This is a genomic window from Pseudomonas sp. LAMO17WK12:I10, assembly GCF_900215185.1.
Taxonomy (GTDB): Bacteria; Pseudomonadota; Gammaproteobacteria; order Pseudomonadales; family Pseudomonadaceae; genus Aquipseudomonas; species Aquipseudomonas chlororaphis.
Genome location: NZ_OBDX01000023.1, coordinates 23,845 through 49,027, shown reverse-complemented (window position 1 = coordinate 49,027; position 25,183 = coordinate 23,845). Strand labels below are relative to the sequence as shown.

Sequence of the window (25,183 nt, the reverse complement as noted above, 5' to 3'; positions counted from 1 at the left end):
GGCCATCCCCCCTGTCAGCCCTGGCTTTTTATGGCGCTCTAAAAACAAGAAAGCCCAGCGTATGAGCTGGGCTTTCCTTGGCCAAAGACTGAATCAGTGAAGCTGGCGCTGCCTCTGCAACTCTGCCTTTAACCAGCTGCTTGCCGGTTGCGAGCCTTCCGGGCAGCGCACCTCATAGGCCTTGCCACTCATGCTGCTTTTAGTGGCGGCGAGGTCGATAAAGTCCTCTGCGCTGCTCACCATGTTCTTGCCCTCGAGATAATTCAGCTTTTTCTCCAGGTGCTGCCGGGCTTGAGGGGCCGGGTACTCGGTGCCATTACGCACGAACTGACACTGGCTATGCTCGACAAAGTCCAGCAAGCCCTTTATCTCCTGGGCTGCCTGAGGCGTCGTTTGCGCCTGCGCGCTACTCGCCATTGCCAAGAGGCCCATACCAGCCGCCATCAGCCATCGAGCCCACTCACCGGTAAAAATTCGCATCCTTCGTCCTTGTCTTGAAACTGAGCAATATTGTCGGATCTGGCCGAGTATCACCCGGCGCTAGGTCGGTCAGACTTCGATAGGGAAAATCGACTGAACGTCCTGCTTCACATCCGCGGTTTCTGTCGCGGCCTCAAGTTTGGCCAGGAAGTCTGGATTCAATTTGGCTTCAAGCAGATTGACATGCTCTACCGCCCTCTTCTGCTCAACTATCTTGGCAAGTTCTGCATAAGAAAGTCTGGGTGCCGCGTTTTGAATAATCATCACTGAAGCTCTGCCTTGGTTTATCCGCCCAGCCCACTAGCGGCTGGCGGCAAGTGTATCCGCTGTTCCACGCCCATCCAAACCCACCGGCCGGCGCTTGAGCCTATGGGTATTCAATATCTGCTTTTGTCGATAGCTGGCGGATCCAAACCTCGAATGCCAAGCCGTTCAAGCACAGCCTTTAGCGTTGCCGTCTCAGCCCTTCCTTGCCGCGCATGCCTGTCGATGCCCATTTCTGCTCTGCCATAGACCAATGGTGCCGCCAGTCGTCGTCGCAGCGTTGACGCTCTACCCCTTAAGGCGCGCAATGGCCCCCTAAAAATGATCGCCTGGGGCCTTTCCAGATGACAAAGATCATAGTGCTGGCCGGTGACTTCCCCCAGGGGGACGCGGAGTATCTGCGCGGAACCATCACGCTTAAAACACCCCATAAACCTCGAACGGGGAAAAGTTTCTTCGTCTCCGAGTTTAAAGATCTAACCGTCGAAAATACTGACTCGAACAAGAATATGAAGAGCGCCATAGGCCTTGGAGTGGTTGGCGCCATGTTTCTTGGGCCGGTGGGCGCTGTCGCCGGCTATCTTCTGGCGGGCCATAATACCGAAGTGACATTTCTGGCCACCTTGAAGGATGGCCAGACGCTGCTTGCTGCAACCGATAATGAGACCTACCAAGACATCTCGACGCGCTTCAACAGAAAAACCCCGCATGACAAACGTGATAAAACCGAGCCTTGAGGCCCGATTCAGCGCTTTGCTTTTAGTCCACTTGGGCGTCCAGAAAGTCGCTTACTGGCGCAAGTAGGCGAACATGTGCGGCACATCGTCGGCTTTATCGAGCGGCACGCCGTTATGTCGCAGGATGTTGTAGGCCGTGACGAGGTGAAAGTAGAACTGTGGTGTCACCCAGTTCACCGCGTACTCATTGCCAGTCATATCGAAGGTCAAGCCATCCGCGAGCTCGATAGAGAGTTGGCGTTGCGCGCCGTCATCCACCTGCGCGGGATCCGCCGAAGAAAGGGTCTGCAACGATTGACCAATGGCCGGATGGAGGATTGAGAACCGCGCGATGAATGGGCAGGAATGGAAAACAACAAGGCTGACCGGATTGAGCGGCCATTCACGGTCAGCCTTGTCGTTGGGACAGCTTCAACCCGGGAAACGGCGGATTACCATTGGCCCGAGAAGATGCAGGTCAGTGCTTCGATGCCGCTGAACTTCCACAGCGAGTCGTTACAGTCTCTGGCGAATGCGTGAGCGTTCGAGGCGGTGAGGGCCAGGACCACTGCGGAGGCGTAGACGATTTTCTTGAATGACATGGTGAATCTCCTTTTTCGTATCGGCACTTTCTTGTGAGAGCCACCCCGACGAGGATGGTCGTCCGCACTATATGTCCGGCCTCGGTAGCAGACGATTAGGGCTGGTGTGCTAATGGCGAATACGCATCACCCAAGAGCATCGGCAAATCGCGCAGGGCTGCCGCTTTACAGACGAAAGCCCAAAACAGATTAGTCATTGCAGCTGTACTGATACTCGAATGGAAAAAACACCGTATCGACCACCAAGGAAAACGGTGCATCGATCAGTAAAAAGGGAATCAGCTTTCCATGGGAGGTGCCCACCAACCACCAGTCCAGGCGCACGCCCTTGTAGGGGCAAGGGTGGTCGTAGTCCATGCGCATCGCCACCGCGGCGCAGCCGCTCAGGCAATTGACCAACACCAACAGAATCACTTTCCGAAACACCTAATGTCCTTATTACATCCATCTGCAGAGCTGTGTAGACGTCTCTGCAATACGCCAGTGACTTTTGCCCAATGGCAATGACAGAGAAATACATCCGCCAGCAGAAAGGCAAGAAAGCCTCTCCAACCGCGTAAATCGCAGACCGGATTTGAATTTGCGGACCGGAAACGAACAAGGGTTTGCATCAGCTTTCGCCAGCAAACCCTTGAAATAGATGGTGCCCGAAGCCGGAATCGAACCGGCACGCCCTTACGAGCGGGGGATTTTAAGTCCCCGTTCGATTCCATACAAATCAATCACTTAGCTTATTTTTATTGCCGCAATCATGCAAGAATCAATGCCCTGAAGCCCAATAAAATCAATGGGGCAGTATTTTTTGCGGCAAGAAAATCACCCTCCTCCGGCGTCCTGCCGACCGCCCCCCCTAGTCTGGCCTGCAGTACCACGACTGCGCATAAAGGCGCCCGTCGACCTCTTCGAGGCCGCTCAACGTGAAAGCGTTGGTCGCCATCCCGGACAAAAACGCATCAATCAACGGCGGAAGCAACTCAGGATCGAGCGGCATGGCCGGCCTGATCCTCGCTATGTTGCTGTGTCGATTCATGATTTGCACATCTCATACCGGATATTTACGTCGCCGCGGATCGATCGCTCCCTACCTATCACCTCCCAGGATCTCGCTATCCCTCGATCTCTCATCGGGACAATCTTGAAGTACATCGCAAGCCTCAACACTGTATAAAAACACAGCATATTACCCACAGCCTTCAGACCATCAATCGGGCGCTGACGAGCGGCGGGGCTCGCGGGGCTCCATGAACCAGGCCTGCCGGGCAGATGATGCGATAAGCTGAGGATCAACAATGCCCCGAAAGATGCACTAGACTTCAGGAACCGCATCGCGCGCCATTAAATACACAACCTTTGTTTTTCTAAGCAAGTGGGTAGGCGGCGATGAAACTATCTTCATCAGCTTTTTTGTTGGTTGTGACATTTTCTTTCTCGCTTTTCGCGCATTCTGCTTGCCAAGACGACTGTATTGAAATGTCAAGTGAGTGCAATTCCGCATGCCCAATGGAAGCAGATGCAGCCCCTGCGTGCCACGCCTCCTGCCACGTGCTCTACAACAACTGTGTTTCGAAATGCTCTGCAAGTAACTCGGCCCCTTCGGAAGGCGTTGGTTTAGCAAAGGCGGTACCTTTGGATGATCGCTCAGGCATCACAAAGCCTTTGATCGACCACCCTTAACACGAAGACTGTCATAGGCAGCTTCGCATGCTAATCCCGCTACTCTGGCTTGGTCATAAGCTGCTGCCAACTCTCCCGCTCTTTTGTCAGCCCGCTGGAGCAAGTCGGATAGCACCATGGCGGCACGGACAGCTGACGCGCCTCGCTGGGCAGCACTGGGATCGCAGGTGCTGCCACTGAATCGGCTGGCGAACTCATCCGCTGTGACGTGCAGCCGGTCGCCAGCAACGTCAGCAGCACCGGCATCAGCGGTTGCAGCCTTGTTCTGTTCTTGTGCATCACTTCTCACCTTCTCCACGGCCGACTGCCGTCGTTGTTCTTCTACCCGGGCCTGCTGCTCAGCCTTAGCAATTTCCTGCTCCTTGGTCTTGGCCAACTCAGCCAGCTGCAAGCCATAGCTGTTCGCCTGCCAGCGCCAAGCCACCGCCGCGCTACCAGCCATGAGCAGTAGTATTAGCACCAGCATGCCGATCAGCTTCTGTATCGGCGTCATCACGGCACGTCCCTGAAGAAAACGTGCAGCCCGATGCGCACCGTCTGCTTGGCCTTCGCCGCCCAGCCCGGGGCCTTTGGCATGGTGGTCGCATAGTAGTGCGTGGCACCGCCGGTAGGGTCAGCCACTGCGCCGGCGATCACTTGGTCAGCTGCGCGCTGGGCCTGGGCGAACTGGCCGGCCGGAATCGGCTTGGCGCCGCTCAGGAACGGATAGTTCGGGTCGTTCTTGTTCCAGCAGCTGAACTGGTACGGCGCCTGGCACACGCCGGCATAGCCCTCCCCCCACCAGGACTTGGTCTTCCCGTCGTTCACGCGGTTGCGGATCGTCCAGGCCACGGCGATCTGGCCAGCCAGGCCTTCGCCGCGGGCCTCTCCGTACAACGTCCGCGCCAAAATATCGCGGTCTTTCTCTGTTGCAGTCATGACTTTTCTCCAGGCAAGAAAAAGCCCGCGCTTGGCGGGCTGTTATTCGGTTTCGGCGAACTGTTGCGGGGGCGGCTCTACCGCGGGCATTTCCAGCCGCACGTCGATCCAGCTATTGAGCGGCACGTCCAGCGGAGCCCCGCGGCCGGGGATCATTTCGCCATCGGCCGACAGGGTCCAGCGCTGCTTGAACAGCCGGACGACCACCGTGCCGTCGGGTTCCTGCTCGGTCTCGGTGATACCCAGCGTCCCGCCCCCATCGGGGGAGCACGGGTCCTGCGTTCGCCAGCCTTCCAGTGCCAGGCCAAGACTGCCAGTCACGCGGTACTCACCAACGCCCAGGCGCTCGACACTCACGCCGCGGGCCTCGCTGTTCGCCATGCCCCACTCGCCGGCCGGCTCGAAGGTCTGCTCGTCGAGGTCCCGGCGCTGGCTGTCGGCGACATTGGCGATGCGCAGGATCGGCGATGCAGCAGACAGCACACCGCCCGAGCCCCGGGTGGTGTTTCCGGTGTGGTAGAACTCGATCCAGGGTGTCGGACTGCCGTCATAGATCGACTGGAATTTAACCGTGCCCGAGCTGCCGGACAGCCCGTAGGGCCAAGCGATTGTCAGGCGATTGGATGTATCCGTATGCCTGAAAACCTGCTTGTACCAGTACCCGGTGCCGCCAGTGGGTAGGCCGGATGAGCCTGGTGGATAGAGATTCGGGTCAACGCCATGCGCGACGTTCGTGTACCAGCTCTGAACCAGGCTTGTGCTCGTCCGTCCAGTTGAATATGCACCAGCAACGTTACCGGCTTCATAACCGATGTTCGCAACAGCTGAATTGCCCAGGCCGAGACCGGATCGTGCCGCGGCCTGAGTCCAGCCGCCTGTACCGCCGTTAGCAACAGGGAGCGCGGCCGGCAAGGTCGATGGCGACCCGGCAGCACCGAGAGCGTTATACAGCTCGGTGAAGTTATCGTTGGCCTTGGTATTGGCGCTGCGCGGTGTATCACCGCCGACGCCGGTGGGGATGACACCGAGATTGATGACCTGCTTGGACATTTATTTTCTCCACAAAAAAGCCCTCGCATGGAGGGCTTAGGAAAGTAGTGCGCTTACTGATACGGGAACGGTAGCCCTGCCGTCCTGATAACCAGGGCAGTCGGATATCTGTCCGTTGGAATGTTGCGAAAGTTATTGCCGGCCGGTGTTCCAGTCCCGGATGGGGTGTTTCCTATCGTTGTGGCCCCAGCAGCACCGAACATGAAGCTGATGCCGCCAACCCTGCCGTATGCGCCTTCCGAAACAGTGACAGTTAACCCCGTTTGTGCATCGCCGTTCAGGCAGATGGCCGAGCGTGACCAAGGCAGGTATGCCGCGTACTCCTCACCTGCCAGGCCGATGTCTACCCTACTGTCCAGCGCCGGCGAATAGTTCGGAGACACCATTCCGCGGCGCTGAACGTTGTAGCCCCCGACATAGGTTGTCCCGTACCAGTCAGGCCACGCCGGCGGGTGCGCTGGGGGAGCCGGGGCTTGTATTGCCGCAAGAACGTTTAAAGGTGGCTGAAGCGAGTTGAACGAGATCCTGCCGTCCTCCAGCCGCGTTTTCAGGTAGGGGCTGCCGGGGATGTTGTCGGCCATAAGGTCGAAGCAATAGAACTTGGTGTTGGCATCGGCGTTGATGTAGATGAACGTCATGCTGCTGCCGGAACGAGACACACCATTCAGGCAACCCGGCCCGGTGATGAACACGATCGGCGAAAGCGCGTTCGTCACCGTGAAGCCATAAGCAGGATCGCCCCGGGCAGGATCTGACTCAGGCGCCCAGTTTGCCCCGTCGCTCGGGTCGAGCTGGGCGGACTTCAAGTAGTACCTGGCCCAGTTCTCGAGGTACGCCAGATTTCCACTTTTCACCAGGCCGTAGCAGATCTTGCTGGTGTCGAACAGCAACTCGCCGGTGTCCTTCGTCACAACCAATCTCGCAACCATCAGTAGTACCCGTAATAGATCTGGCAGTTGGCCGAGAAGTACCCCCAGCCATTTGTGTTGTAGGAGTAGGACCAGGAGAGCGTCGTGCCAGACAGAACAACGCCCGGCCGCTTGCCCTTTTCGCGCTGCAGGTCCACCAGCGGGACCACGATGAAGAACATGGTCTTGCCGGCCGGCGGCAGCGGGATCGTAGCGGAACCATTGGCCCCGCCAGTCACCACGCTGCCGACCATCTGACTGATCTTCATCGTCATATCCACCAGCACAACGTCGCCCGCGGTTTTCAGTGTCAGGCCGGTCATGTCAGAGACTCATGTCGATGCCTACCACACCATTGGGGTGGTAGAACTTGATGGAGGTGTTGTTGATCTGAAGCCGGCCGGCACCGTTGCTGCCGTTCATTTCCCAGGCGCCAGTCCGTGGCAGCATCCAACCGGTTGTGTTGGGCACGTAGTCGAGGGAGTAAAGCGCCCCGCCGATCTTGCCGTTGGTGATCGAGGCCTCGGCGACGAACAGCGAGTTGATGAACGTCTGTCCGTTCTGGATAACAAACGGAGCGCCCAGCGTGCCCCCCATCCCGCTCACAACCGCAAAGCGATCCGCGCTGACGATGAACTGGCTCTGGAAGACGCCGTTCTGGTTTTCGATGCCGAGCCCGATACCGGCGGCGACATAGCGCCCCGCAGAATCGATCTGCATTTTCACAGACCACATCGTCGAGGCCTTGCCATCGAGGGCGACCTGAGCCTGACTGACCTCCTGGATTACGGCGCTGTTCTGGCCCACCTGAGCCTGGACAGTTTCGACCAGCTTGCCCGTGGCCACGTCGCCCTCGATCACAGCCGACTGCACCGACCAGACGCCAACGAAGCTTTCCGTCGAGCCGGCCAGATCCTCGGTGGAACCGGCCATCGGTGGGTTTACCTGGGCAAACACACCGTCAACCTTTTCCGAGATCGCCGATACCTCACCCGATACCACCTGGATGCGGTTGTTGACCGACCCGGGCAGGTCAGCAGGGCCGTCGATCAGGTTGATTCGATCGCCCAGGTGTTGGCCGAGGGCGGACTCGCCGATATGGCCGGAGAAATACTCCTCGTATTCGGTTTGGTCAGAACTGGCCTGGCCGTTGATCCCAATGCCCGTCGGGTACCACGGGCCGACGTTGCCGGTGCGGTCGACCAGGCGCGCCCAGAAGAAAAACGAGGCCCCCGCCAGGATGCCCTGCATTTCGTGCCGAGCTTGCGGATAGGCGAAGTCGCCCAGCTTGATCGCGTCAGCCAGCGACGTGGTTTTGCTGTACCAGATCTCGGTGCGCTGGGTGTCCTCTGCGCCCGCAGGGAAGCCCCAGTCCAGGCGGATGCCATAGACAAGACTCGTCGGGGTCAGGAACGACACCGACGGCGGATTGCCGGTCTTCCCATAGAGTTCAGTTACTTCGGAGTATGCCCACAACGAACTATTGTCGTTCGGCCCTATGGCAGCTACGCGCGCTGTATAAGTGCCCGTATATACTCCTGGCACCTCAATTGACGCCGTATATACGCGCCCACCAAAAACCCAATCGCTCGAGCCCCTTCGCCACCATACATTGTAGCTGGCAGAACCTTTGGGAGCGGTCCAGGTAATACGCATGGTTGCAACGTTGACCCCTTGTCGAACTGTGTCGAAAGTGGACAGAGCAACGTTGGTCGGCATTGCCTGGACGGCAGAGGGCAAAACAGTCGTAGGAAGGGTGACAATCTGAGCGCCGGTATCAATTGCCGCAAATTTGCTTGCGTTGTGTTGCACAGCAACGATGTCGTACTGAAGCTTGTCATCGCCGAAATTCTCAGTAACAGACAAAATTCTGAACACCTCAGCTTTCAGCTCCGCCGACTCAATCGTATAGACAGACTGGGTCGTCGGTGCCGACGAGAAAGGCTCAGTCACAGTCAGGGCGCGACCTGCCACACTTTGAATGACCCGGGCCTCAGCAGTGCCAGTTGGACGAATGACAACGAGTGTATCCCCTGCTTCTGCCTCAATATCAGCATCCAGCGTCACGCCGCCAACGGTGGCGGCTTTGATTCGACCGGACATTGGTTTGCCACTGTAGTTTTCGTCGGCAACCCGAATCAGTTGGCCAGGACGGGCAATAGTGCCATCCATGCCGACGGAGAAACTCACGGTGTCAGTTTCGTAGTGATTGGTCAGCAGGATGTACTGGCCTAGCCGCTGAGCCTGCCCCTGCGATATGCAGCCGAAGGCAGTGGTTTCGGTTTCACGGATCTGATACCTAGCAATTGCCTTTTGGCTCTGGACGAACTCGACCTTGGTGGCCCCGAAGTTGGTTCGATCAGACCAAGAGACCTTGCAAACGCTGTAGCGGGTTGAGCCACTCGAAGCTGCACGGCTGAATTTGCCATTGATCACGTTGGCATTTGTGTAGGTATAGACCGGGTCACTCGGCATATCCGCCGACACCATTACCTCGCTGCCGGCGTAATAGCTCATACCGCGGAAAACGCTAGCCATGTCCTGCAGCACGGTCAGCGCATTGGCGCGGCTTTGTAGATAGAGATTGCAGGTGAAGCGCGGCTCCTTCCCGCCCTTCCCGTCATCCACCAGCTCGTCGCAATAGCCGGCAATTTGATAGAGAGACCATTTATCAACCTGACTGTCACTGATCACGGCCCCAAGACCGTAACGATCATTGAGGATCAAGTCGCGATAAATCCAAGCCGGATTGTCGGTCCAGGCCAGCTTGAACGTGCCATCCCACGACCCGGTATAGGTGCGGGTGGATGGATCGTAGTTGCTTGGGACCTGGATGATGCGCCCCTTGATATGGAAGGCGCGCTCAGGGATTGCGTTGAATTGCGAAGCATCAATCTTCGTACCGACCAGTGCGGTGTACGGATACTGAAGCTTTGCATCGATCACTTCGGTGTAGCTGATGATCGAGGTGTTGGCCTGAATACTGGAGTTCGGCGCGTCAGGGGTCAGGCGGCGAATACGGATTTGCCAGCCTCCATCAGATGGAGGCAAATCAATACGATGGCTACGCTGATAGCCTCCAGTTGTTTTGCCATCGAACGCTTGGGTCAGGACGGTAACGTAATCGCCGTTGTTCGAGGAGAGGTCTATCGCGTATTTCACCAAGTACCCAACGGTGTCTCCGTCTGACTCAGTCATATACAGCGTCGACACGCCAAGGCGAACACGGATGGCCGATAACTCTCTATTGCTGATCGCCTGCGTCCAAGGCTGAGAGAACTTCAGCTCAACTCCTACGGTGGTCTCAGACTCAACCGCCGGAAAGCCGCGGATGTATTCCTGCTCGGCTTCGCCCGTGCGCTGCTCCCAGGTCACCCCCGTAAAGTTCAAGCTACCGTCGGTGTTGGCCAGGGGAGTCTGGTTGTAGAAAATCGACTGGGCTCCATTCACCAAGCCAACAATCGGCCCCTCGCTAATGGCATCGAGGATATTGGCGTAGCTGGTGTTGATCAGACTGTCCGGGCTTTCAACAGGCGAATGTGGTTTCTCGCTACCGCCCTTCGAGCCGCCGACGCCGAATGTGTGTATTACGCCCATGCTTTTCTCCAGGCGAAAAAAACCGCCGAAGCGGTCTTGGGATTTCTGAGTCGTTGTTGTGCTGTGGCAGCCGGTCGCCTACTGCTGATCTTCTGCGACAACCCCCAAGGACACACAGGCCGAGCCAACCACCATCTCGCCGTAGCAGAGAGGAACCGGGTTGCCTTGAGTAACCGTGTTTTTGATGCCGCTAAAGTTATAGCTGGGCTGATTGTCGGCCGCTTCTGAGCTCTCGATACCAGGCGCGGTGCCGGCGACCATTTGAGCTACGCCACCGAGGGCGAGCGAGATGCCGACAGAGCCGACCATTCCCCAGGCGGCCGAACCGCCAAAAAGCCCGGCAGATCCAGCAGCAGAACCGCCGGAGAAATACACTGCCGCTACAAACAGCGCAGCACCAAGTACTGTTTGTAGACCTCCGCTGTTCTTACTGCCCTGCACAATTGGCGCAATTCGAATGTCATTGTTGCTCGGTGGATCGCCGAGCTCACACTCTCCGATGTTTCGCTTGCCATAGAACACCGCAAAGACAATCCCGGTATCTTTTGATTTGGCTAGATATTCATTGAACCCTTTGTGTAATACCCCTAGTGCCCTAACTGCTTCGCGAGCAGAGTTAACCGCCAAAAGATGAACTCGACCGAAGCGCGCCCCAAGCTTCCCGTAGAGACGAATGGTGCGCAGTCGTTGATCAGAGCTGTACTCGATAGCAGTGGACATGTCTTTCTCCAAGCAATAAAAAACCCGCCGAAGCGGGTCTGTTCTAGTAGGCGGTAGGCGTGAGGTAAAACCCACCTCCGTCGAGTGATATGCGGCGGCGCACAAGCTCGCCAGCCTTAACGTCTATTTCTGCTTCATGCATCGTACCGCCAAACATGGTGCTTGGACGAATGCCAAGGATGTGCTTACCAGAGCTGATACCAAACGTCGCAACTTCACCAGATGCGAACTCAGCTGCCAGCGTGCCATCGATGTATATGCTGTAGTTGACTCCAGATCCAAATAAACCTGAATCACGCGTAACGACCAGCCTCGCATCACTTTTCCCAGAAAATGCATGAAGTCTCGAGACAGGAACCGGATCGGCTTTGTCTACGGAAACTGGCGATGTCGAGCACCCCACTAACCCCGCCAAAACCAGCGCCCCAATCAATATTCGCATGCTGATCCCTCATCGTGATTTGGCGAGACTTTATCACCAACAAGGGATCAACACGAAAACCCTGCGCATGCTGGATGGCGTCCTTACAGCGACGCATCTACACTGCAATATCCCCTCTCGCGAAGGAACATTACGCTGTTGTCAGCCCGCACCTAAACATGCCCGACCTAGCCAAGCCTCACCCAACCTTGTCTCGCCACGCCTGATGATGCTTTCGCACCGCAATACTCCCTCGCTGAAGGAGCATTACGCTGTTGTCAGCCCATGCAAAACCAAAGCTAAGCACAACTTGGCAAACCTTACCCCGACGCACCGTGACTCGATGGCTGATGCTTTCGCACCGCGATGCCCTCTCGCAGGAAAGGGCATGACGCTGCATTAACTGAGCTCCTTCCTTGCCATTCCCTGCAGAGCGGAAAGCTTGGCAACTGCATCCAGACTGGTTTTCCGCTGCTCGTCCGTCAGCTCAGTGATCCGCAGATGGCGTAGCTTCTGGCCGGCTCCGCGAAAAACCTTGCGCACATTTCGGCCAAGCTCTTCCATCGCGACACCGGTTTGTTCGTGGGGTGGCACCCAGCGATATCCGCGCCCGCGTACCGATTGAAGACAGACCTGATGCTCTTTGAGCAGCTCTTCCTTGAATGCCTCAACACTGGCGAGCCACTCGAATTGGCGCGCCTTGAACTGCTCCTGGGTGAGCAGCTTGGATTCGCCCACGGACAGCATGCCGAATCGCGCCTCAAGCCAGTCATGGCCGACCAGGCCGCCATACGCGAATTCCTTGAGGAAGTCTTCGACCGCCTGCTTGTGTGCCGGATACTTCGTCACCTCAGACATAACTCACCTCAAATCGCCCGAAGCGAGGGCGATACTCGCAGACACCGATCAGCTTGCCGGAATCCTCAATGGCCTTCCGCACCTCCTGCATGTCCAGAACATCGGTGTTGATCGCCACTTCAAGCTGGCACGCCCAGTCGAGGAAGATCGGGCGGTAGCGCATGATTTTTGCCTGGCCGACTTTGACGCCGCGGCAGTCAACGAAGCGCTGATCGTCCCACAGCGCCTCAGGGGTGACAGGGCCGTCAAACTCCAGCGCCGCCTTGTCGGTCATCACCAGCGCACCCCGCTTCCAATGCGTGCCCAGCTTTTGCAGCTTCGCGCCGGCCAGAAATGTCGCGTCGAAGTTGGCGCCCGGAACGTGGATCCCTGAGCGCTCATCGAAGTACACGCCGGCGATGAATTCAGACTTGGCGATAGCTAGGTGATCGTCGTCGGTCTTTTTACGCTTGCCGGTCAACTCCTTGTGAGCCTTGGTCGCTGGGTGCAAAGGATTGGCCAGCTTGTCGCTGTGCATCATCAATGGCGAAGTACCGCGCACTTTCAGGGTAAGCAATTCCATACTCATGCTGCCGCCCTCCGCGCCTGGTTCAGCGAGCGAAGCCGAAGGTTCTCGGTGACAGCTGCGAGAAACTCGAACATCTCTGGCGTCGACACCATGATGTCGCCGGCGATCATTCCGCTGATCATTTCGCGATGGGTCATTACGCAGGCTTCCCGGGAGATGGGCTGCACTTGCTGATGGCCTGCGTGATCCGTGAAAACAAGGAAGCGCTGAGTCGGAGAAAGCTGACTAGGCAAGCCGTTGCCCTGGCTGCTGTCTTTTGGGAGAAACTCGCCCTCAAGCGCGTAGGCCGCCAGATACTCGCAAGCTACATCTAGCTTGTCTGCTGGGATTAGCTCAGTACGCGGAACGTTGAACCGTGTATGCAGGACCGCGTGAAGCTTGTGTTTCGCCTGCCGCCGAATCCCGGCAGGAAGCTTTGCAACCTTTTGACCGATGACCCCGTTAATCAGGTTGGTGCCGCTGACGCCGATCACATCATCAATCAAGGTGGCCATTTTGTTACGGCTGTCGGTGTAGGAACTGGTTTTTCGAATAGCAGGAAGAACCTCAGCAGTAACCCACTTCTTGAACCGTTTGGCCTCGGCTTTTCGGCTCTTGAAGATCAGGGCATACAGTCCTGACTCGTTAACGACCAGCATTTCTTGGGCGCCAGAGGGGGTATTGACAGTGGCAATACCCTTCTCGTCTTCGTCCAGGCCGTCAGAATCTCGGTCAGCACGACCGTTTACCGCGAGCGACACGTTGGCAATCGCCAGTGACGCACATACATCTGCCGCGACAAACCATGGCAAACCATCAATCAGAAGCGTACGAACCTGCTGCTTATCGAAGCTAAACGGGATAATTGCAGCCGTCTGACGCTGGACATTGTTTTCTTTTGGAATTGCGGTAGCATCACTCATGACGATTTCTTCCTCGAAGCTGATCTCGTTTCCCGAAGCCCTGGTGTCCCCACACCGGGGTTTCTTCGTTTTAGGCTGCTGCTTGCTCTCGTCGCTTCTTCTCTTCCAGCAGAGCAAAAACGACTTCTGCCGTTTGTGAGCGGCAGTTCTTCTGGGCCTCGTTTTCCACCCATTGCTTCAACTCCTCTGGCAGTCTCACTTTCATCTGTGGGTCTGTACGCATACCTGCATCCTCTTAGGACCACCGTGATCCCGAACAAATAGAACCACGGTGGTCCCATTGATGTCAACACCACCGTGGTCCATTATTCGACACATGAGTAGAGAAGATTCCCAATTCAAATTGCGCATGCCTGCCGAGCTTCGAGAAAAAGTCGAGGAATCGGCCAAAGAGGCTAAGCGCTCACTAAATGCCGAGATCGTTGCTCGGCTTGAAGATGGTCTGGCTGAGACATTACCGGCGCAGACACTTCTCCCTGCCGCAAAGGCTAAAGAACTTGCCGCCGCCTCCAGGCAAAAAATCTCATCGGTTATCAAAAACCGTGTAGCCGAAAGCGTTAGCCGCGCAATTAAGTTTGGTCATGCCAGCACTGAGATTGAAGTACGCGACCTGGAGCTAGAGTTTCTTTCTGACAAAGCTTTTGAGGATCTTTCAGCCTCCATCAGTAGTTACCTCGAGGATGCTGGATATATTGCAGAGTGGGACGGCCCGCTGTACCTATCGGTATCGTTTGAAGACTCATAGGTCAGTCCTGAATAAAACTTAAAGCCCGGTCCAGCCCGGGCTTTTTTCGCTCGTACAAATCCCGGAACAACAGTTCTCACCTTCTCTTCTATAGATGGATCGCTTCATGGATGAATGGCTTACAAATCCACAGTTTTGGATCGGCGCTGCCGTTTCTGGAATGGTTGGCTGGATGCCTAATATTTACCGATGGGTGCGTGGACACGCCCCATTATGGTTTGCAAGTGCCAAAGGCAGCGTTAGAAGAATCTATCGAGCGAAACGTTGTAAAAGGCTTAAACGAATAAAGTCCGCCAGATTTGATAGCGCCAGAATCAACCGAGAAATCGCATCGAGCTATCTGTTATTGGGGGCATTCATTGCAAGCACTGCGGCATGTATCGCCAGCTTTGGGTTTGCTCCGCCTGAAGTACATAAAAGCTATGGTATGGCCATCCTGTACGCCTCGCTCACAGGTGTACCGCTTCTAATCTTTGAGTTTTCCTGGCTATCAGCCTCTACTCGAGTAGACGACATCCTGAAGGCTAGGAGCAGGGTCAAGCGTCGGGGCAGACGTCTCTGCTGACCCCTCGCATGCTGGCCTACCAGCTCCTGCACGAGCCTAATCAACCTGGAGAGCGGAATGACAGAGCCAACCTACAACTTCAAATGTCTTGGCGACATCAAGCGAGACGACGGCACGATAGACCATTACATTATCGAGGTGACCGACACCCGCGACAGCAGAGCGGAAGTGCTCCAAGTCAAAGCCGGGCAACTTCTCTCAGCCCAGAGCATGAAAACGATTCTCTTGAAGCGGCGCATGTTCTACACCGTCAAGCAGAAGAAGCATGAGGAAATGCTCCTCAATATGTTCGATCCCTTGCCTGGTCCAAGATGAATGTCCATTGGCAAGCAAAAATCAGCTCTCAAGCTTATACACCAGCCAAGCAGCATCACCGCCCGAGCTAATGTCGTCATAGAACATCGTGGTATCACAGTAGAACACATTGATTGCATTCATGACTGCAGTAATCGCCTGAAGCATCTCCTTGATCAGCGCCCTGCTTATACCGCCCAACGGATGCGCTTGCCGATCGTAGAGGCGATTCTTGTCTTCGTGAGCAATCCGCTTGTTACGGTGATCCCGAGCGAATTCGGCCTTTGATAGCGCTTCATTGCACAGTTCTTCCGTTTGTTGTCGCAGCCCTTCGTCTGCGATCAAAGGAAGCAGCGTTCGGATTGAGAGGTTTTGCTTCCCGGACATCTGCGCTGGATCAGTTAGTCTGCAAATCCCGAGGAGAACTGAGTCCCAGAGGCTGTCTTGCACAACCATGAAAAAAAGACCGGCCGTCTCATTCAGGAGACGCACAGTCTCCTCACTCCCACCATAAAGCTGCTTGTACTGCTCCCAAACAAGATGCACCTCAAGGACTTTCTGGTTGAGATGCCAGAACGCCTGACCGAGTGGCTCGCCCATAGTTTCGATATAGTGCGCCAGTATTTCTTCACTGCTTCTGGTAGTCACGAGGCCTCCAAGCCCGATGGTGTGACGAACACGATAACCCGAGCTTGTCCACCCATCCAACCTGGAGGGAAAGCCGGTAACGCCCCTCTTCCCAGGCTCCTGCACCTGCCAGCCAAATCATGCTGGTAGTTCTAAGGTGGGGAGAAACGAACAAGCCCAGCGCGGGGCTGGGCTTTTTACTGCCTCAATACTGCACCGGCAAAAATCCCTGAAACTGATCCTGACCAGACATCCAGTGTGGACGAAAGGCCAGTGGCAGTACTGGATCCAGGCGTAGTAGCGTTGCGCCGCCAAACACACACAAGGAGTTGGAAATGGCACTGGTAACACAAGAGACTCGACCATTAGTCCTGAACACAAATCAGCCTGAAAATGCTCACTGGGTGAACACCTATAGCATTGCTTCTGTAGTACCGGTATCGGGTATCTACAAATGCGTGAGTTGCGGCGACGAAATCACCTCCAACAAAGATGACAAGTTCCCACCACAGAACAAGACTCAACATGAGTGCCAGAACAAGCCTGTTCGATGGAAGCTCGTGGTTATGACACAAACCAAAGGCTAATCAGCTCCTCCCCAGCCCTTTGCCTGCAAGCCCAAGGACTGGGGTTGCGCCAATTTCGGCGCGTTTATGACCTAGGAGGTCAAATGAAGACTGTAGACCAACGCCTTCACGAGCTTGAGCAAGCGGTAAACACTATTCCATCCGCAATTCTCAACATGTTGATGGCGGTTGTTTCATCGCTAAATAAACTTGAGCCTTTAGATAAAGAGGCGCTGAGAAATGAACTTGAGGACCTAAAATCCGTACAGATACGCAACGGAAATCAAGTCCAGTACGTGGAATTAATTGACCATGTCTTGGCACGCCTATCCTAAGCGCTATGCCGACAGCGCTTGAGTAGCTGCCAGCCCCATTCCAAATCCAGCAGCATAAAGCAGGCCGCTGCGCTCGCATTTCTTCATGACGACGTGCCAGCGGCCCGCCAAGTTCTGCTTGGAAACATCGGTCCGCCCATTCTCCTGGACGGCATCGCTTGTACTTCCAGCATCTTTAATTTGCTTCATATCCTTCTCCCGCGGCCCTGCCGCATCATGTGGTTGGTTGTGCATCTTTGTGTCTGAGGATCAGGCGCGTTCGATCGAGCCAGGGCCCGCCGAAAACGATGATTTCGCTTGGGCGGCCATACAGGTGGTGCAGTAGGAAAGGCCCTGGGCCGAATACCTCGGCGGCCTCCCCGGGCAATTCAGGCTCGGGGCAGTCTGGAAATCAGCGCGCTGAAACCATTCCCATCAGAACATTCGCCAACAATGAGAAGGTGTTGTACAGCCATCCTGGGAAGGCCAGATAGGCAGACCCTATGATTGTGAGCGCTCCTGCCAGGATGATCGCCCCAGAGCCCTGGCCAAGAATTTTCGGAAGAGTTACTTCCTCGTGATATCTGATCTGCGCCAGACAGCTATCGATGCGCGCCTCATTAAAGCTAAGGCCAGATTTGAAATTTCTCTCATCCTGATCTGTGACCCTTTTGATATCGTCTATTTGGTTCTGGAGATGCTTGATCGGGTTGCTCGTATCCACTCCCATAATGTCGCTTGAATACCTGAAAGAGCTGGACTCGCCCTCATCGACCTCAGGAAGAAACGATTCAAATTCTACTTTTTTGGCCTGAGTTGCCTTGCGTCCACCAAGGAACGCCAAACTCATTGAGGTGGCAGTCGACACCACCACTATGGCTAAGCCAAACTCAAGAAACCAATTGTCCTTGGAGAGGCCAAGTCCAATCGACATTGCAAGGATCAAAGTAGGGGTCAACGCTGTGATGTATGCCAAGTGATTTCTTCCATAAAAATGTGGTTTCAGCATTATGAATCCAGGTGCTGAACAGCTTCATCCTATTAAGTAATTGCACAGACTTGCCCACCTGTTTGTATTCGATCTGACCAGTCATTTGCATTGGATTTGACCAATACGTTTTGGCCCGTAGCGGCCGTTCGCCTGCCCCCCCATGAACATCAGGTATTAAAGGAAGCTTACAGCCGATCCCACAGTGGGCTCGCTTTCGCACCGCCATCGCCTGAACCTCGGCGTCTAGCGCTTTTTCTTGTTCACCTTCTTGGCTTCTTTTCGAGCTTCTTTCGCCATTCTGCGTCGCTCAGCTCGGTTCATTGGGGTGCCAGACTCGTACTCGTAGAACTTGGCACCACTGAAGTTGAACGGCATCGGGAATTCGTGACTTCTTCCGCCGAAGTACTGCACATCCTTGCTCGGTGTCTGTAGTACGTCGAGCTCCTCCATTGCGCCCTTCCAAACGGCGGACTCCTCTGAGCTCATCTCGTGAGTAAGGTCGACGTACAAGAATTCTTGCGAAGCTACTTTCTCGGAGAAGGGCTCGGATGCAATACCAATCGCTTCGGTCACGCGGGGAAAGCGCAGCTTGATGCCGTGGCAGTATGCGAGCAGTGCAGCCGAGCGCATCTCCCGGTAATCCTGGTAGTCAACATTCGGCGGCTTTGGAACAGTCAGGAATACGTACCCGCGGGACATGTTGTCGCCGCTCAGGATCATGCGTGCGAACTTCTTACCGGGCTCGCTCTTCGAGAGCGCGAAGCGGAAATGACAGGCGAGCTCGCGCCTTGCCAGTCGGGGCTCTGCTGCGATGGCGCGCAGGATTCGCTCATGGTCGACGGTCTCCGGCGGTATCTCGGGGAGCCCAACCGCTGTTCCTGCGCGAACGAAGGATGCTTGGTACTCAATGAGTGCATCCCACATGTAGCTGCCCTGATCGGCCTCGCGCTTGGCCGCTCGCTGAGGGCTTGAGCGGTAGAACCGCCAATCTCCCTCCAGGAGGGCGACGGCACCAGTGGCAGGGGGCACCTTGGGCAAGGTGTGCCGACCGTTCTCCATCGTGCACATGTACTGCGCAAGCAATTCCTCTTCACCAGCAACGTGCATGAAGACGCCGTTCGCACCGAAATAGCGCTCCTTGCAGGTTAGGTAGTCGACAAGGTCCGGGACGGTGTCCAGTTCCTCTAAGAGGGCGTCGACTGTCACCTCATCGAGGACGTGGACGAAGCGGCGGCCTTTCAGTGGGAAGCCGACTTCAAAAGGGCGTTCGTGGTGGGCGTTGCCCTCAAGCATGCTGTTGAGCATCAAGCTGCCGCTGCTTCCAGCGCCGAAGTACCGAACTGCTGCCTCATGGCCGCCTCGCGTGACGGCAATCAGGAAGTAGCGGGCTAAGCTTGGGTTCGGGAGTTCCACGGGCAACTTGGTCTGACATGACTTGTCGACGAACACGCGGCCTGGGAAACGACGCAGGAAATTTTCGGCCCCTGCAAGCTGCCTTGCTGACTTCTCGATTGCTCGCTTGTACCAACGCGGCCAGGCAACCTTGATGTCCACGTCCGACTGAAACGCGCAGTGCTTGTCGGAGAACAGCAGCACGTCGTTGCCAAAGACCACCAGCAGGTCTACCAACTCCTTGCCATCCCCCTTACCGCTTGATCTCCCTTCGTCGCTGTGAACGTTCGGGTAGCTCCACAGACTCAGGAACGCCTTGCGGGCGAGCCGCGCAAGGGCACGCTCCGAATCGGTCGTGCCCTGTGCCTCAGCTGCTTTCTCCCAGGCGGTCTTGTTGCTCATCCTGCTATCCCTAGTCTGCGATTCCACAGCATATCTGGGCCGCTCACTACACGTGCATCGAAATCGTGTGAGCGACCAATGACCCCTCTTGATTACATTGCGGTCGCCCGCGCCGCCGAGGCGTGCGGCAGCTCTTGGCCGTTCTCTCCCGATCATGGTTACAGAGCTCGCTGGTCAAATCCTATGCAATCGGTGGTCAGAACGAATGCAAATGACTGGTCAGGTCGAATGCAAACGGGTGGTTAAGTGGAATGCAATTTCGCAATCCTATCGCGCAACCTGTATAAATACCCAGCTACTTAGGACTTGCTGTTACATCTGCATCTTTGTGACGCAGGTACAGGCGCGCTGTATCTCGCCAGTACCCACCGAAGATATCTCGCTTGGAATCTTTGCCGTAAAGATGGTGAAGGATGCACCCAGGCATCGGATGGTGATTCGGCTCGGTCTGCAGCTTCCCATCGGCCAGGTAAATACCAGCGTGGTTGGCCTTCTCTGCCCGGACCTGCATGATGATCAGATCCCCCTGACGAAGCTCGCCCGGGTCGATTTGATGGAAGCCCGTCGCCTCATATTTGTTCATGTAGTGGTCTTCGGTGCCATTCCACCAACCGTCCTCACGTTCGTAGTCTGCCAACTCAATACCCAGTTCGCGTCGATAGTAGTCGCGAACCAGCGTGTAGCAGTCAAGGACACCATGATGAAACGAGCGCCCCAACAGCGGCGCCTGGTAGCCGGTCGGCAAATGGATCAGGTGCGATACGGGCCTGCCCTCACGCACCTCCACAATCATCCAAGGTAGCTCGGTAGCCTCGAGCGAGACACGGTCCGCGCCACTAAGTCGAGCTGACTGCCCCGGATGGCTGTGCACAACACACACAAGCTCTCCCTGGTCTTCAGCATCGGCCCAGCTTTCCGCGCTGATACGGAAGTCCTTCTCGGGAGCTACGGCAGAATTTGGCAACGGCAGGTAGCACTTCTTTCCTCCGCTCAGCACCACAACGCCGCAGCACTCCTTGGGGTTTTCTGCTTCAGCATGCGCGTAGACAGCATCGATGATGGTTTTATTGAGCTTCATGCGATGCCCCTCAATTCCCGGCGCTGGGGTACGACCCATAACGCAATTGGTTGTTCTCACCCCAGCGGAGCTTGCAGCCCTTCAGGGTGAAAGAGCACATATCCTTGGCGGGGTCATCAGTCGGCACATCCTTGTCGGTGAAGTAGTTCGATCCAGCCCAAGCGCAGTAGGCACCGCGGTAGCCACCAATGGAGGACCACTGGCAGCAGTTCGCAACAATCTGCCGCCCAGGTAGCTTGCGGTCAGTGGCAATAAGGGGTGACTTCAGGACAAAGACAGCGGCCTCGGCGTCGGCGGATTGCTTTTGATCGATGACATAGCTGTCAGAGGCGAAGTGTTCATCCGGATCGGCTTCCGGATTGCCGCCAGGGAAGTTGGCAGCATCCATATAACGACCCAGGGTTCGATGCCGGCGTAGCTTGGCATCTACCAGATCCTGATAGGTCGCACAGAGCGCCGTAATGAAGCCAGTGACGTTTCCGACAGTGAGCAAAGGGTTTGACTGTTGGCCCTCCCCGGTCATACCCAGACCTTCAATCTTGATCGGCCAAGGCGAATACTCGATGCCTTGCCAAAATATGGGCCCAAGCTGTGTATACCCATGAAAGCGATAGGTGTCACCACCCATAGGTGCCAAGTCGAGCTCAAATAGCTCGACATACAGGCCGACCTCTAGCCTCTGTATGTCCTCATAAATACTTTCAGCCATCACTGCACCTGGAAAGTTTGTTCAAAGGTGGCGGTGAGCACCCAGGCGCTTCCGCCTTGTGGTGTAGCGCCATAAGTGCCACAGGTGAAATACAGCGGCCCGTCGAGTGGCGTAACCCAAATGAAGGATTTATAGCCCTGATGAGCTCGCAGAAAGGCAAGGATCGCGACAATCCTTTCCTTCGAGCCTGTGAAGATCTGCGACCAGACCTGGGTTTCGGTATTGAGCCCATCTCCGGCGGTCTGTTTGTAGCCTCCAAAAGTGGCCGATCGCGTCCGCTGGGCGAACGCAACCGGAACCGACTTGTCCGGGCGAAATGGAAATATGTCAGCCATTACCCCCTCCCCTGAATTGCCTTGCGGATGTTGCCTTGAGGGCTCAACGATTTCGCTTCTAGTTGCTTGAATTTCTGCTCTACGAGTTTGCCGATTTCGACTCCAAAATTTTCCAGCCCCGATTGATCGCTCGAAACGTCCGTCTTACCGTCACTAGAGATACTGATGTAAACTTGAGGCGCCCCACTTGATGGGCCCGAAGCGGCCATGCCAGACCCGCCTGCAGTTGTCAGTGGTGTGACACTGCCGCCGTTCGCGCCCGTCATCAGGTAGGACTTCCCTCCCTCGCTGTACAGTTCAGGCCCAAGCTCATTCACCCGATACAAAGAGTTTGGATCGACGGGCCCGCCCGAGGCCCTGAAACCAGAGAAGTCGACACTGGTGTAACCCGCCTGGGATGCTCCGAGACTCGACGAAGCTGCACCAGCCGATCCCGAAGCCAGTCCGTTGCCAGCACTGCCCCCTCCAGCGAGGTACCTGGCGCCTGCTCCGACAATTGCATTGAGAATCCCAGAGGATGCCTGGCGGGTGGCAATCCGAGCCATATCCGCCAGCACCGACTTGGTGAAGTCGGAAAACGAGCCCTTTCCGGTCACCGCGAAGTTGACGGCCGCGTCCTCCATGGAGCTGTAGGCGTTGGTGAACAAGCTTTTCGTTTGGCCTGCAACGTCACGAGCCGACTCTAGGTAGTTCTGCCAGGCCGATGTAGCGCCGGCGCTCCAGCTGCCCTGGGCAGCGGTCATCTCGTCGTAGTTGGAGATCGCCGTTTCCTGCAGGTCCCGTTGAGTCTTGTCCAGGGCCGCCAGCTTCTGGTTGTACTCGTCGAGGCTCATGCCACGGGAGCCGTCGCCATACTGGTCGGCCAAGGTCAGACGCTGCTGGTTGATCCGGTCGTCGATGCCGTTTTGCTGGTCGGTCAGGCCGCGCTGCCGGTCACCCTGTCCCAGGCCTGCGGCCGCACGCTGCCCCTGCCGGCGCAAAGTGTCGACTTGCTGCTGCAGGGCTCCGGTATAGGTGCTGACAGCCTGGGCCTGCTTCTTGAGCCTGCCCTCCTCGTTCGCGGCCAACACAGCCAGTTCCGAGTCGGCATCCTTCTGTGCCTTGACCATGGAGGCACGGGCGTCGGCAATCTTCTGGTCCAGCTGAATGCGCTGGGCCGCCGAGGTGCCGGCCTTGCCCTTGGTCGCTTCGAGCGCCGAGATCTCCGCCTCGTAAGCCGCGGAGACCTCATCACGCTCATTGCCGATCATGGCTTGACGTTTGAGCAGATAATCCGCCTGGGAGACCAGGCCAGCCTTCTGCGCCGCTTCCAGTTCCTTCTGGGCGTTCTTGTACTCGGACAGGATGCCGGTGAGGGCGTTTTTCGAGTTGTTGAAGCCGGTCAGGTCGACCTGAGTAGCTGCTGCTTTCGGATCCTTGTACTTCTCGTTTACGTCCTTGATCTGCCCGGCGACATATTCAGCAGAAACCCGCTTGTCGTTGGGATTTGCCGCACGAATTTTCTCAGTGTCCTCATTGATTTTTTTGATCTCAAGAGCACGCTTTGCCTCGTTGGAAAGGTTAGCCAGATGCCGTGCATCCGCCCGAGTGGTCGCTGCACTCGCGTCATCCTCGATCTTTTGGCGGGCAGCTTGATCCTTGGTGTACTTGGTCTCAGCTGCATCTTTTACTTCGAGGCCCTTGATGTAGTCCCTGAGACTTTGCTTGCCTTTTTCACCGATGTAGACGACATCTTCGCCAGGGATCATTTCGCTACCACCGCGACTTTCCAGTCGGCTCAGTGTCTCCCGTGCCGTCTGAATGCGTTCCGCATTGGTTTGGCTGCGACCGGCATTCTTGAGATTGTCTGCAGCCCTCGCGACGAGGTTGTAGCCCTTCTCCCAAAGGCTGAGGTTTTCAAGGATTTTCGGGGTTCGATTATTGATAGCGTCAGCATACTGATCGGTCGCCAGCTTCACGGCTTCCGCATGCTTGCCTTGCTCCTCCAATGCCACAATCTGCGAATAAACCGAGGCAGTCAGGTAGTGGTATTGCTCATTGAGCGCAGCCGAAGCCTTTACTGGTTCGTCAGCGATCTTCGCGAACTCGGAGATCGTCTCGCTTACCGCCTTGCCGGTTGCTTCTTGCATGGAGACGGCAGCCTGAGTAATGCCCAGGAAACTTTCTCCGGCTATTTTTCCGTTTCCAGCTAGAGTCGCCAGAACCTCAGCCGCCTGCCCCGTCGTCCCAACGGTATCGCCGACCTGTTTGGCCATGACTCCAAGCTGAGAAGCGGTAAGCCCCGCTGATCCGCCAGTCAGGATCAGTGAATTGTTGAAGGCGTCCTGCTCTTCACTGCCTTTGTAATAGGCATATGCCAATCCGCCGATTGCTGCCGTGAGGAGGGCGATAGGTGCAGCCAGAGCAATAAGGCTCGTTGCTGATGTGCCAGCACCTGCTCCAAGCTGGGCAATTGCCCGTGCACCACTGCCCCAATCGCCAGATTGCAGGGCGTTGGCCAACTGCATCACATTTTCTTGCGCCTGGCGGGTGCCGAGCTTCAGCTTGTCAAAAGCCCCCTCTGTCGCAGTGAAACCGGACCGATCCTTTCCGACCTTGGCCAGGGCCGCGTTATAGGCGTCAACATCGATTGCACCTAGCCGAAAAGCTTCGTGCGCAGCCTTCTCTTGCGCTTCCAGCTTGGCCAGCTTGGCAGTGACCGGGTCTATCCCGTTGACCGTGCGCTTCAGCGCCTCGATCTGGCGGTTCTCAGCGTCGATCAGACGCTGCTTCTGTGCAAGCTCCTTGGCTTCGGCCTTCTCGATTCGGTCGAAGGCCTTGCCGAGCCGATCCTGATAGGACTCCTGCTGCTCGATGGTGACAAGACCGCCCTTGCGAGCGCGCTCAAGGAGGCCTTCAGCCTGAATCAGCTGCTCAATGCTGCCGATGTTGCCGGACATTGCCTTGTCGAGTTGGCTGATGATCGCGATCTCGCTGGCAGCACTGGTGCCGGCCTTGCGACTGGCGTCGACCTGGCGCTCTTTTGCACCGGTAGCCTTATCGATGCCCTGGGCGGCCTCCGTCTCCGCTTGGCTGATCTTCTTCCCTGTGTTGGCCAGGCCTTCGCCTGCCTTGCCAAGGTCGTCGACAGCCTTCTCTGCACCCTCGGCCGCATCGACCAGCTCATCCAGGGAATCGCTGGCCTTCGAAACGTCAGCGGTATCAATCCTGATGCCAAGCGATGTGAAATCGGTCATTTGTTATCTCTCTGTTCCGCCATCACCTGCAGGGCTTCAGCCTCCATGTGCCGGATATCGCTGAAGATGACTTGCCGATCCTTTACCGGGACGCCACACATTCGAATAACGCTGGGTAGGACGGCATAGTCCAAGCCGGTAGCGCCGCACGCGCCCACTCGCCACTGGGTGCTCATGGCTTCGAAGACAGTGAAAGCTGGCCAGTTATCCGGCCAGACCTCGCATTCCTGACCAGACAGATCACCCACCAG

31 protein-coding genes and 1 pseudogene are annotated in these 25,183 nt (G+C 56.4%); 5 read left to right on the top strand and 27 right to left on the bottom strand.

The genetic code is table 11. The annotated features are described in order from the left end of the window. Positions 1-93: 93 nt before the first annotated feature. Complete coding sequence (locus CRO75_RS22900) at positions 94-480, bottom strand: DUF5329 domain-containing protein (protein ID WP_097138415.1); 387 nt, start codon at positions 478-480, stop codon at positions 94-96. 69 nt (positions 481-549) lie between these two features. Further along, the gene (locus CRO75_RS33320) at positions 550-744 is read right to left on the bottom strand and encodes a hypothetical protein (RefSeq protein WP_239990630.1); all 195 of its coding nucleotides are present in this window, start codon (positions 742-744) and stop codon (positions 550-552) included. A gap of 344 nt (positions 745-1,088) precedes the next feature. On the opposite strand from CRO75_RS33320, the gene CRO75_RS22890 reads away from it, so the two are divergent. Beyond that, complete coding sequence (locus tag CRO75_RS22890; protein ID WP_177409779.1) at positions 1,089-1,481, top strand: hypothetical protein; 393 nt, start codon at positions 1,089-1,091, stop codon at positions 1,479-1,481. A gap of 51 nt (positions 1,482-1,532) precedes the next feature. Here the strand turns inward: CRO75_RS22890 and CRO75_RS22885 are convergent, their stop codons facing one another. From CRO75_RS22885 to CRO75_RS22815, 15 genes are all read right to left on the bottom strand, one after another. Continuing rightward, entirely contained in the window at positions 1,533-1,814 is a 282-nt protein-coding gene (locus CRO75_RS22885; protein WP_097138413.1) for a DUF1993 family protein, read from the bottom strand. A gap of 98 nt (positions 1,815-1,912) precedes the next feature. Beyond that, complete coding sequence (locus CRO75_RS33045) at positions 1,913-2,062, bottom strand: hypothetical protein (protein WP_007921689.1); 150 nt, start codon at positions 2,060-2,062, stop codon at positions 1,913-1,915. 189 nt (positions 2,063-2,251) lie between these two features. Then, positions 2,252-2,488, bottom strand: coding sequence for a YceK/YidQ family lipoprotein (locus CRO75_RS22880; RefSeq protein ID WP_007921679.1), 237 nt, complete (start codon positions 2,486-2,488; stop codon positions 2,252-2,254). Positions 2,489-3,707: 1,219 nt separating this feature from the next. Beyond that, positions 3,708-4,229, bottom strand: coding sequence for a DUF2514 family protein (locus CRO75_RS22870; protein WP_097138411.1), 522 nt, complete (start codon positions 4,227-4,229; stop codon positions 3,708-3,710). After that, on the bottom strand, positions 4,229-4,654 hold the full coding sequence (locus tag CRO75_RS22865) for a cell wall hydrolase (RefSeq protein WP_097138408.1): 426 nt from the start codon (positions 4,652-4,654) through the stop codon (positions 4,229-4,231). Before CRO75_RS22865 ends, CRO75_RS22870 begins: the two co-directional genes overlap by 1 nt. 42 nt (positions 4,655-4,696) lie before the next feature. Beyond that, the gene (locus tag CRO75_RS22860) at positions 4,697-5,704 is read right to left on the bottom strand and encodes a hypothetical protein (RefSeq protein ID WP_239990629.1); all 1,008 of its coding nucleotides are present in this window, start codon (positions 5,702-5,704) and stop codon (positions 4,697-4,699) included. A 53-nt stretch (positions 5,705-5,757) separates the two neighbouring features. Next, the gene (locus tag CRO75_RS22855) at positions 5,758-6,633 is read right to left on the bottom strand and encodes a hypothetical protein (RefSeq protein ID WP_097138406.1); all 876 of its coding nucleotides are present in this window, start codon (positions 6,631-6,633) and stop codon (positions 5,758-5,760) included. Next, a complete protein-coding gene (locus CRO75_RS22850; protein WP_097138404.1) occupies positions 6,633-6,935 on the bottom strand; it encodes a hypothetical protein in 303 nt (100 codons plus the stop codon). Before CRO75_RS22850 ends, CRO75_RS22855 begins: the two co-directional genes overlap by 1 nt. A 1-nt stretch (position 6,936) precedes the next feature. Next, positions 6,937-10,209, bottom strand: a complete 3,273-nt coding sequence (locus CRO75_RS22845) for a host specificity protein J (RefSeq protein WP_097138402.1) — start codon at positions 10,207-10,209, stop codon at positions 6,937-6,939. A 78-nt stretch (positions 10,210-10,287) separates the two neighbouring features. Then, positions 10,288-10,929 (bottom strand): tail assembly protein, encoded by a 642-nt coding sequence (locus CRO75_RS22840; RefSeq protein WP_097138400.1) that lies wholly within the window; start codon positions 10,927-10,929, stop codon positions 10,288-10,290. Between the two features lie 43 nt (positions 10,930-10,972). Then, complete coding sequence (locus CRO75_RS22835; RefSeq protein WP_097138398.1) at positions 10,973-11,371, bottom strand: hypothetical protein; 399 nt, start codon at positions 11,369-11,371, stop codon at positions 10,973-10,975. A 378-nt stretch (positions 11,372-11,749) separates the two neighbouring features. Then, the gene (locus CRO75_RS22830) at positions 11,750-12,208 is read right to left on the bottom strand and encodes a hypothetical protein (RefSeq protein WP_097138396.1); all 459 of its coding nucleotides are present in this window, start codon (positions 12,206-12,208) and stop codon (positions 11,750-11,752) included. Further along, the gene (locus CRO75_RS22825) at positions 12,201-12,776 is read right to left on the bottom strand and encodes a hypothetical protein (protein WP_097138394.1); all 576 of its coding nucleotides are present in this window, start codon (positions 12,774-12,776) and stop codon (positions 12,201-12,203) included. Before CRO75_RS22825 ends, CRO75_RS22830 begins: the two co-directional genes overlap by 8 nt. Continuing rightward, positions 12,773-13,678 carry a BRO family protein gene (locus tag CRO75_RS22820; RefSeq protein WP_097138392.1) on the bottom strand — a complete coding sequence of 302 codons (906 nt, stop codon included), beginning with the start codon at positions 13,676-13,678 and terminating at the stop codon, positions 12,773-12,775. The genes CRO75_RS22825 and CRO75_RS22820 overlap by 4 nt, the downstream gene beginning before the upstream one ends. A 70-nt stretch (positions 13,679-13,748) precedes the next feature. After that, on the bottom strand, positions 13,749-13,901 hold the full coding sequence (locus CRO75_RS22815) for an Arc family DNA-binding protein (RefSeq protein WP_097138390.1): 153 nt from the start codon (positions 13,899-13,901) through the stop codon (positions 13,749-13,751). A gap of 93 nt (positions 13,902-13,994) precedes the next feature. Here CRO75_RS22815 and CRO75_RS22810 point away from each other — a divergent pair, with 93 nt between their 5' ends. Both CRO75_RS22810 and CRO75_RS22805 read left to right on the top strand, forming a co-directional pair. Continuing rightward, the gene (locus CRO75_RS22810; RefSeq protein ID WP_177409781.1) at positions 13,995-14,423 is read left to right on the top strand and encodes an Arc family DNA-binding protein; all 429 of its coding nucleotides are present in this window, start codon (positions 13,995-13,997) and stop codon (positions 14,421-14,423) included. Between the two features lie 622 nt (positions 14,424-15,045). After that, complete coding sequence (locus tag CRO75_RS22805; protein ID WP_097138386.1) at positions 15,046-15,303, top strand: hypothetical protein; 258 nt, start codon at positions 15,046-15,048, stop codon at positions 15,301-15,303. Between the two features lie 21 nt (positions 15,304-15,324). Here the strand turns inward: CRO75_RS22805 and CRO75_RS22800 are convergent, their stop codons facing one another. Next, entirely contained in the window at positions 15,325-15,930 is a 606-nt protein-coding gene (locus CRO75_RS22800; RefSeq protein ID WP_097138384.1) for a hypothetical protein, read from the bottom strand. Between the two features lie 314 nt (positions 15,931-16,244). Here CRO75_RS22800 and CRO75_RS22795 point away from each other — a divergent pair, with 314 nt between their 5' ends. Together CRO75_RS22795 and CRO75_RS22790 are read left to right on the top strand one after the other, a co-directional pair. Next, positions 16,245-16,496, top strand: coding sequence for a protein L (locus CRO75_RS22795; RefSeq protein ID WP_097138382.1), 252 nt, complete (start codon positions 16,245-16,247; stop codon positions 16,494-16,496). A gap of 83 nt (positions 16,497-16,579) precedes the next feature. After that, entirely contained in the window at positions 16,580-16,810 is a 231-nt protein-coding gene (locus CRO75_RS22790) for a hypothetical protein (RefSeq protein WP_097138381.1), read from the top strand. Between the two features lie 3 nt (positions 16,811-16,813). Here CRO75_RS22790 and CRO75_RS22785 read toward each other — a convergent pair whose 3' ends face one another. From CRO75_RS22785 to CRO75_RS22745, 9 genes and pseudogenes are all read right to left on the bottom strand, one after another. Beyond that, complete coding sequence (locus CRO75_RS22785; RefSeq protein ID WP_062822988.1) at positions 16,814-16,999, bottom strand: hypothetical protein; 186 nt, start codon at positions 16,997-16,999, stop codon at positions 16,814-16,816. Positions 17,000-17,024: 25 nt separating this feature from the next. Beyond that, positions 17,025-17,150, bottom strand: a pseudogene (locus CRO75_RS22780) (phage tail protein); the annotation flags it as partial. 51 nt (positions 17,151-17,201) lie between these two features. After that, a complete protein-coding gene (locus CRO75_RS22775) occupies positions 17,202-17,798 on the bottom strand; it encodes a hypothetical protein (RefSeq protein WP_143504012.1) in 597 nt (198 codons plus the stop codon). Positions 17,799-18,023: 225 nt separating this feature from the next. Continuing rightward, entirely contained in the window at positions 18,024-19,574 is a 1,551-nt protein-coding gene (locus tag CRO75_RS22770) for a hypothetical protein (protein ID WP_097138377.1), read from the bottom strand. Positions 19,575-19,869: 295 nt separating this feature from the next. After that, a complete protein-coding gene (locus tag CRO75_RS22765; RefSeq protein WP_097138375.1) occupies positions 19,870-20,652 on the bottom strand; it encodes a Mov34/MPN/PAD-1 family protein in 783 nt (260 codons plus the stop codon). Positions 20,653-20,662: 10 nt separating this feature from the next. Continuing rightward, the gene (locus tag CRO75_RS22760) at positions 20,663-21,361 is read right to left on the bottom strand and encodes a phage minor tail protein L (protein WP_097138373.1); all 699 of its coding nucleotides are present in this window, start codon (positions 21,359-21,361) and stop codon (positions 20,663-20,665) included. Next, entirely contained in the window at positions 21,361-21,696 is a 336-nt protein-coding gene (locus CRO75_RS22755; protein WP_097138371.1) for a phage tail protein, read from the bottom strand. Before CRO75_RS22755 ends, CRO75_RS22760 begins: the two co-directional genes overlap by 1 nt. Next, complete coding sequence (locus tag CRO75_RS22750; RefSeq protein ID WP_097138369.1) at positions 21,696-24,932, bottom strand: phage tail tape measure protein; 3,237 nt, start codon at positions 24,930-24,932, stop codon at positions 21,696-21,698. Before CRO75_RS22750 ends, CRO75_RS22755 begins: the two co-directional genes overlap by 1 nt. Beyond that, entirely contained in the window at positions 24,929-25,180 is a 252-nt protein-coding gene (locus CRO75_RS22745; protein ID WP_097138367.1) for a DUF1799 domain-containing protein, read from the bottom strand. Before CRO75_RS22745 ends, CRO75_RS22750 begins: the two co-directional genes overlap by 4 nt. Between the last annotated feature and the right edge of the window lie 3 nt (positions 25,181-25,183).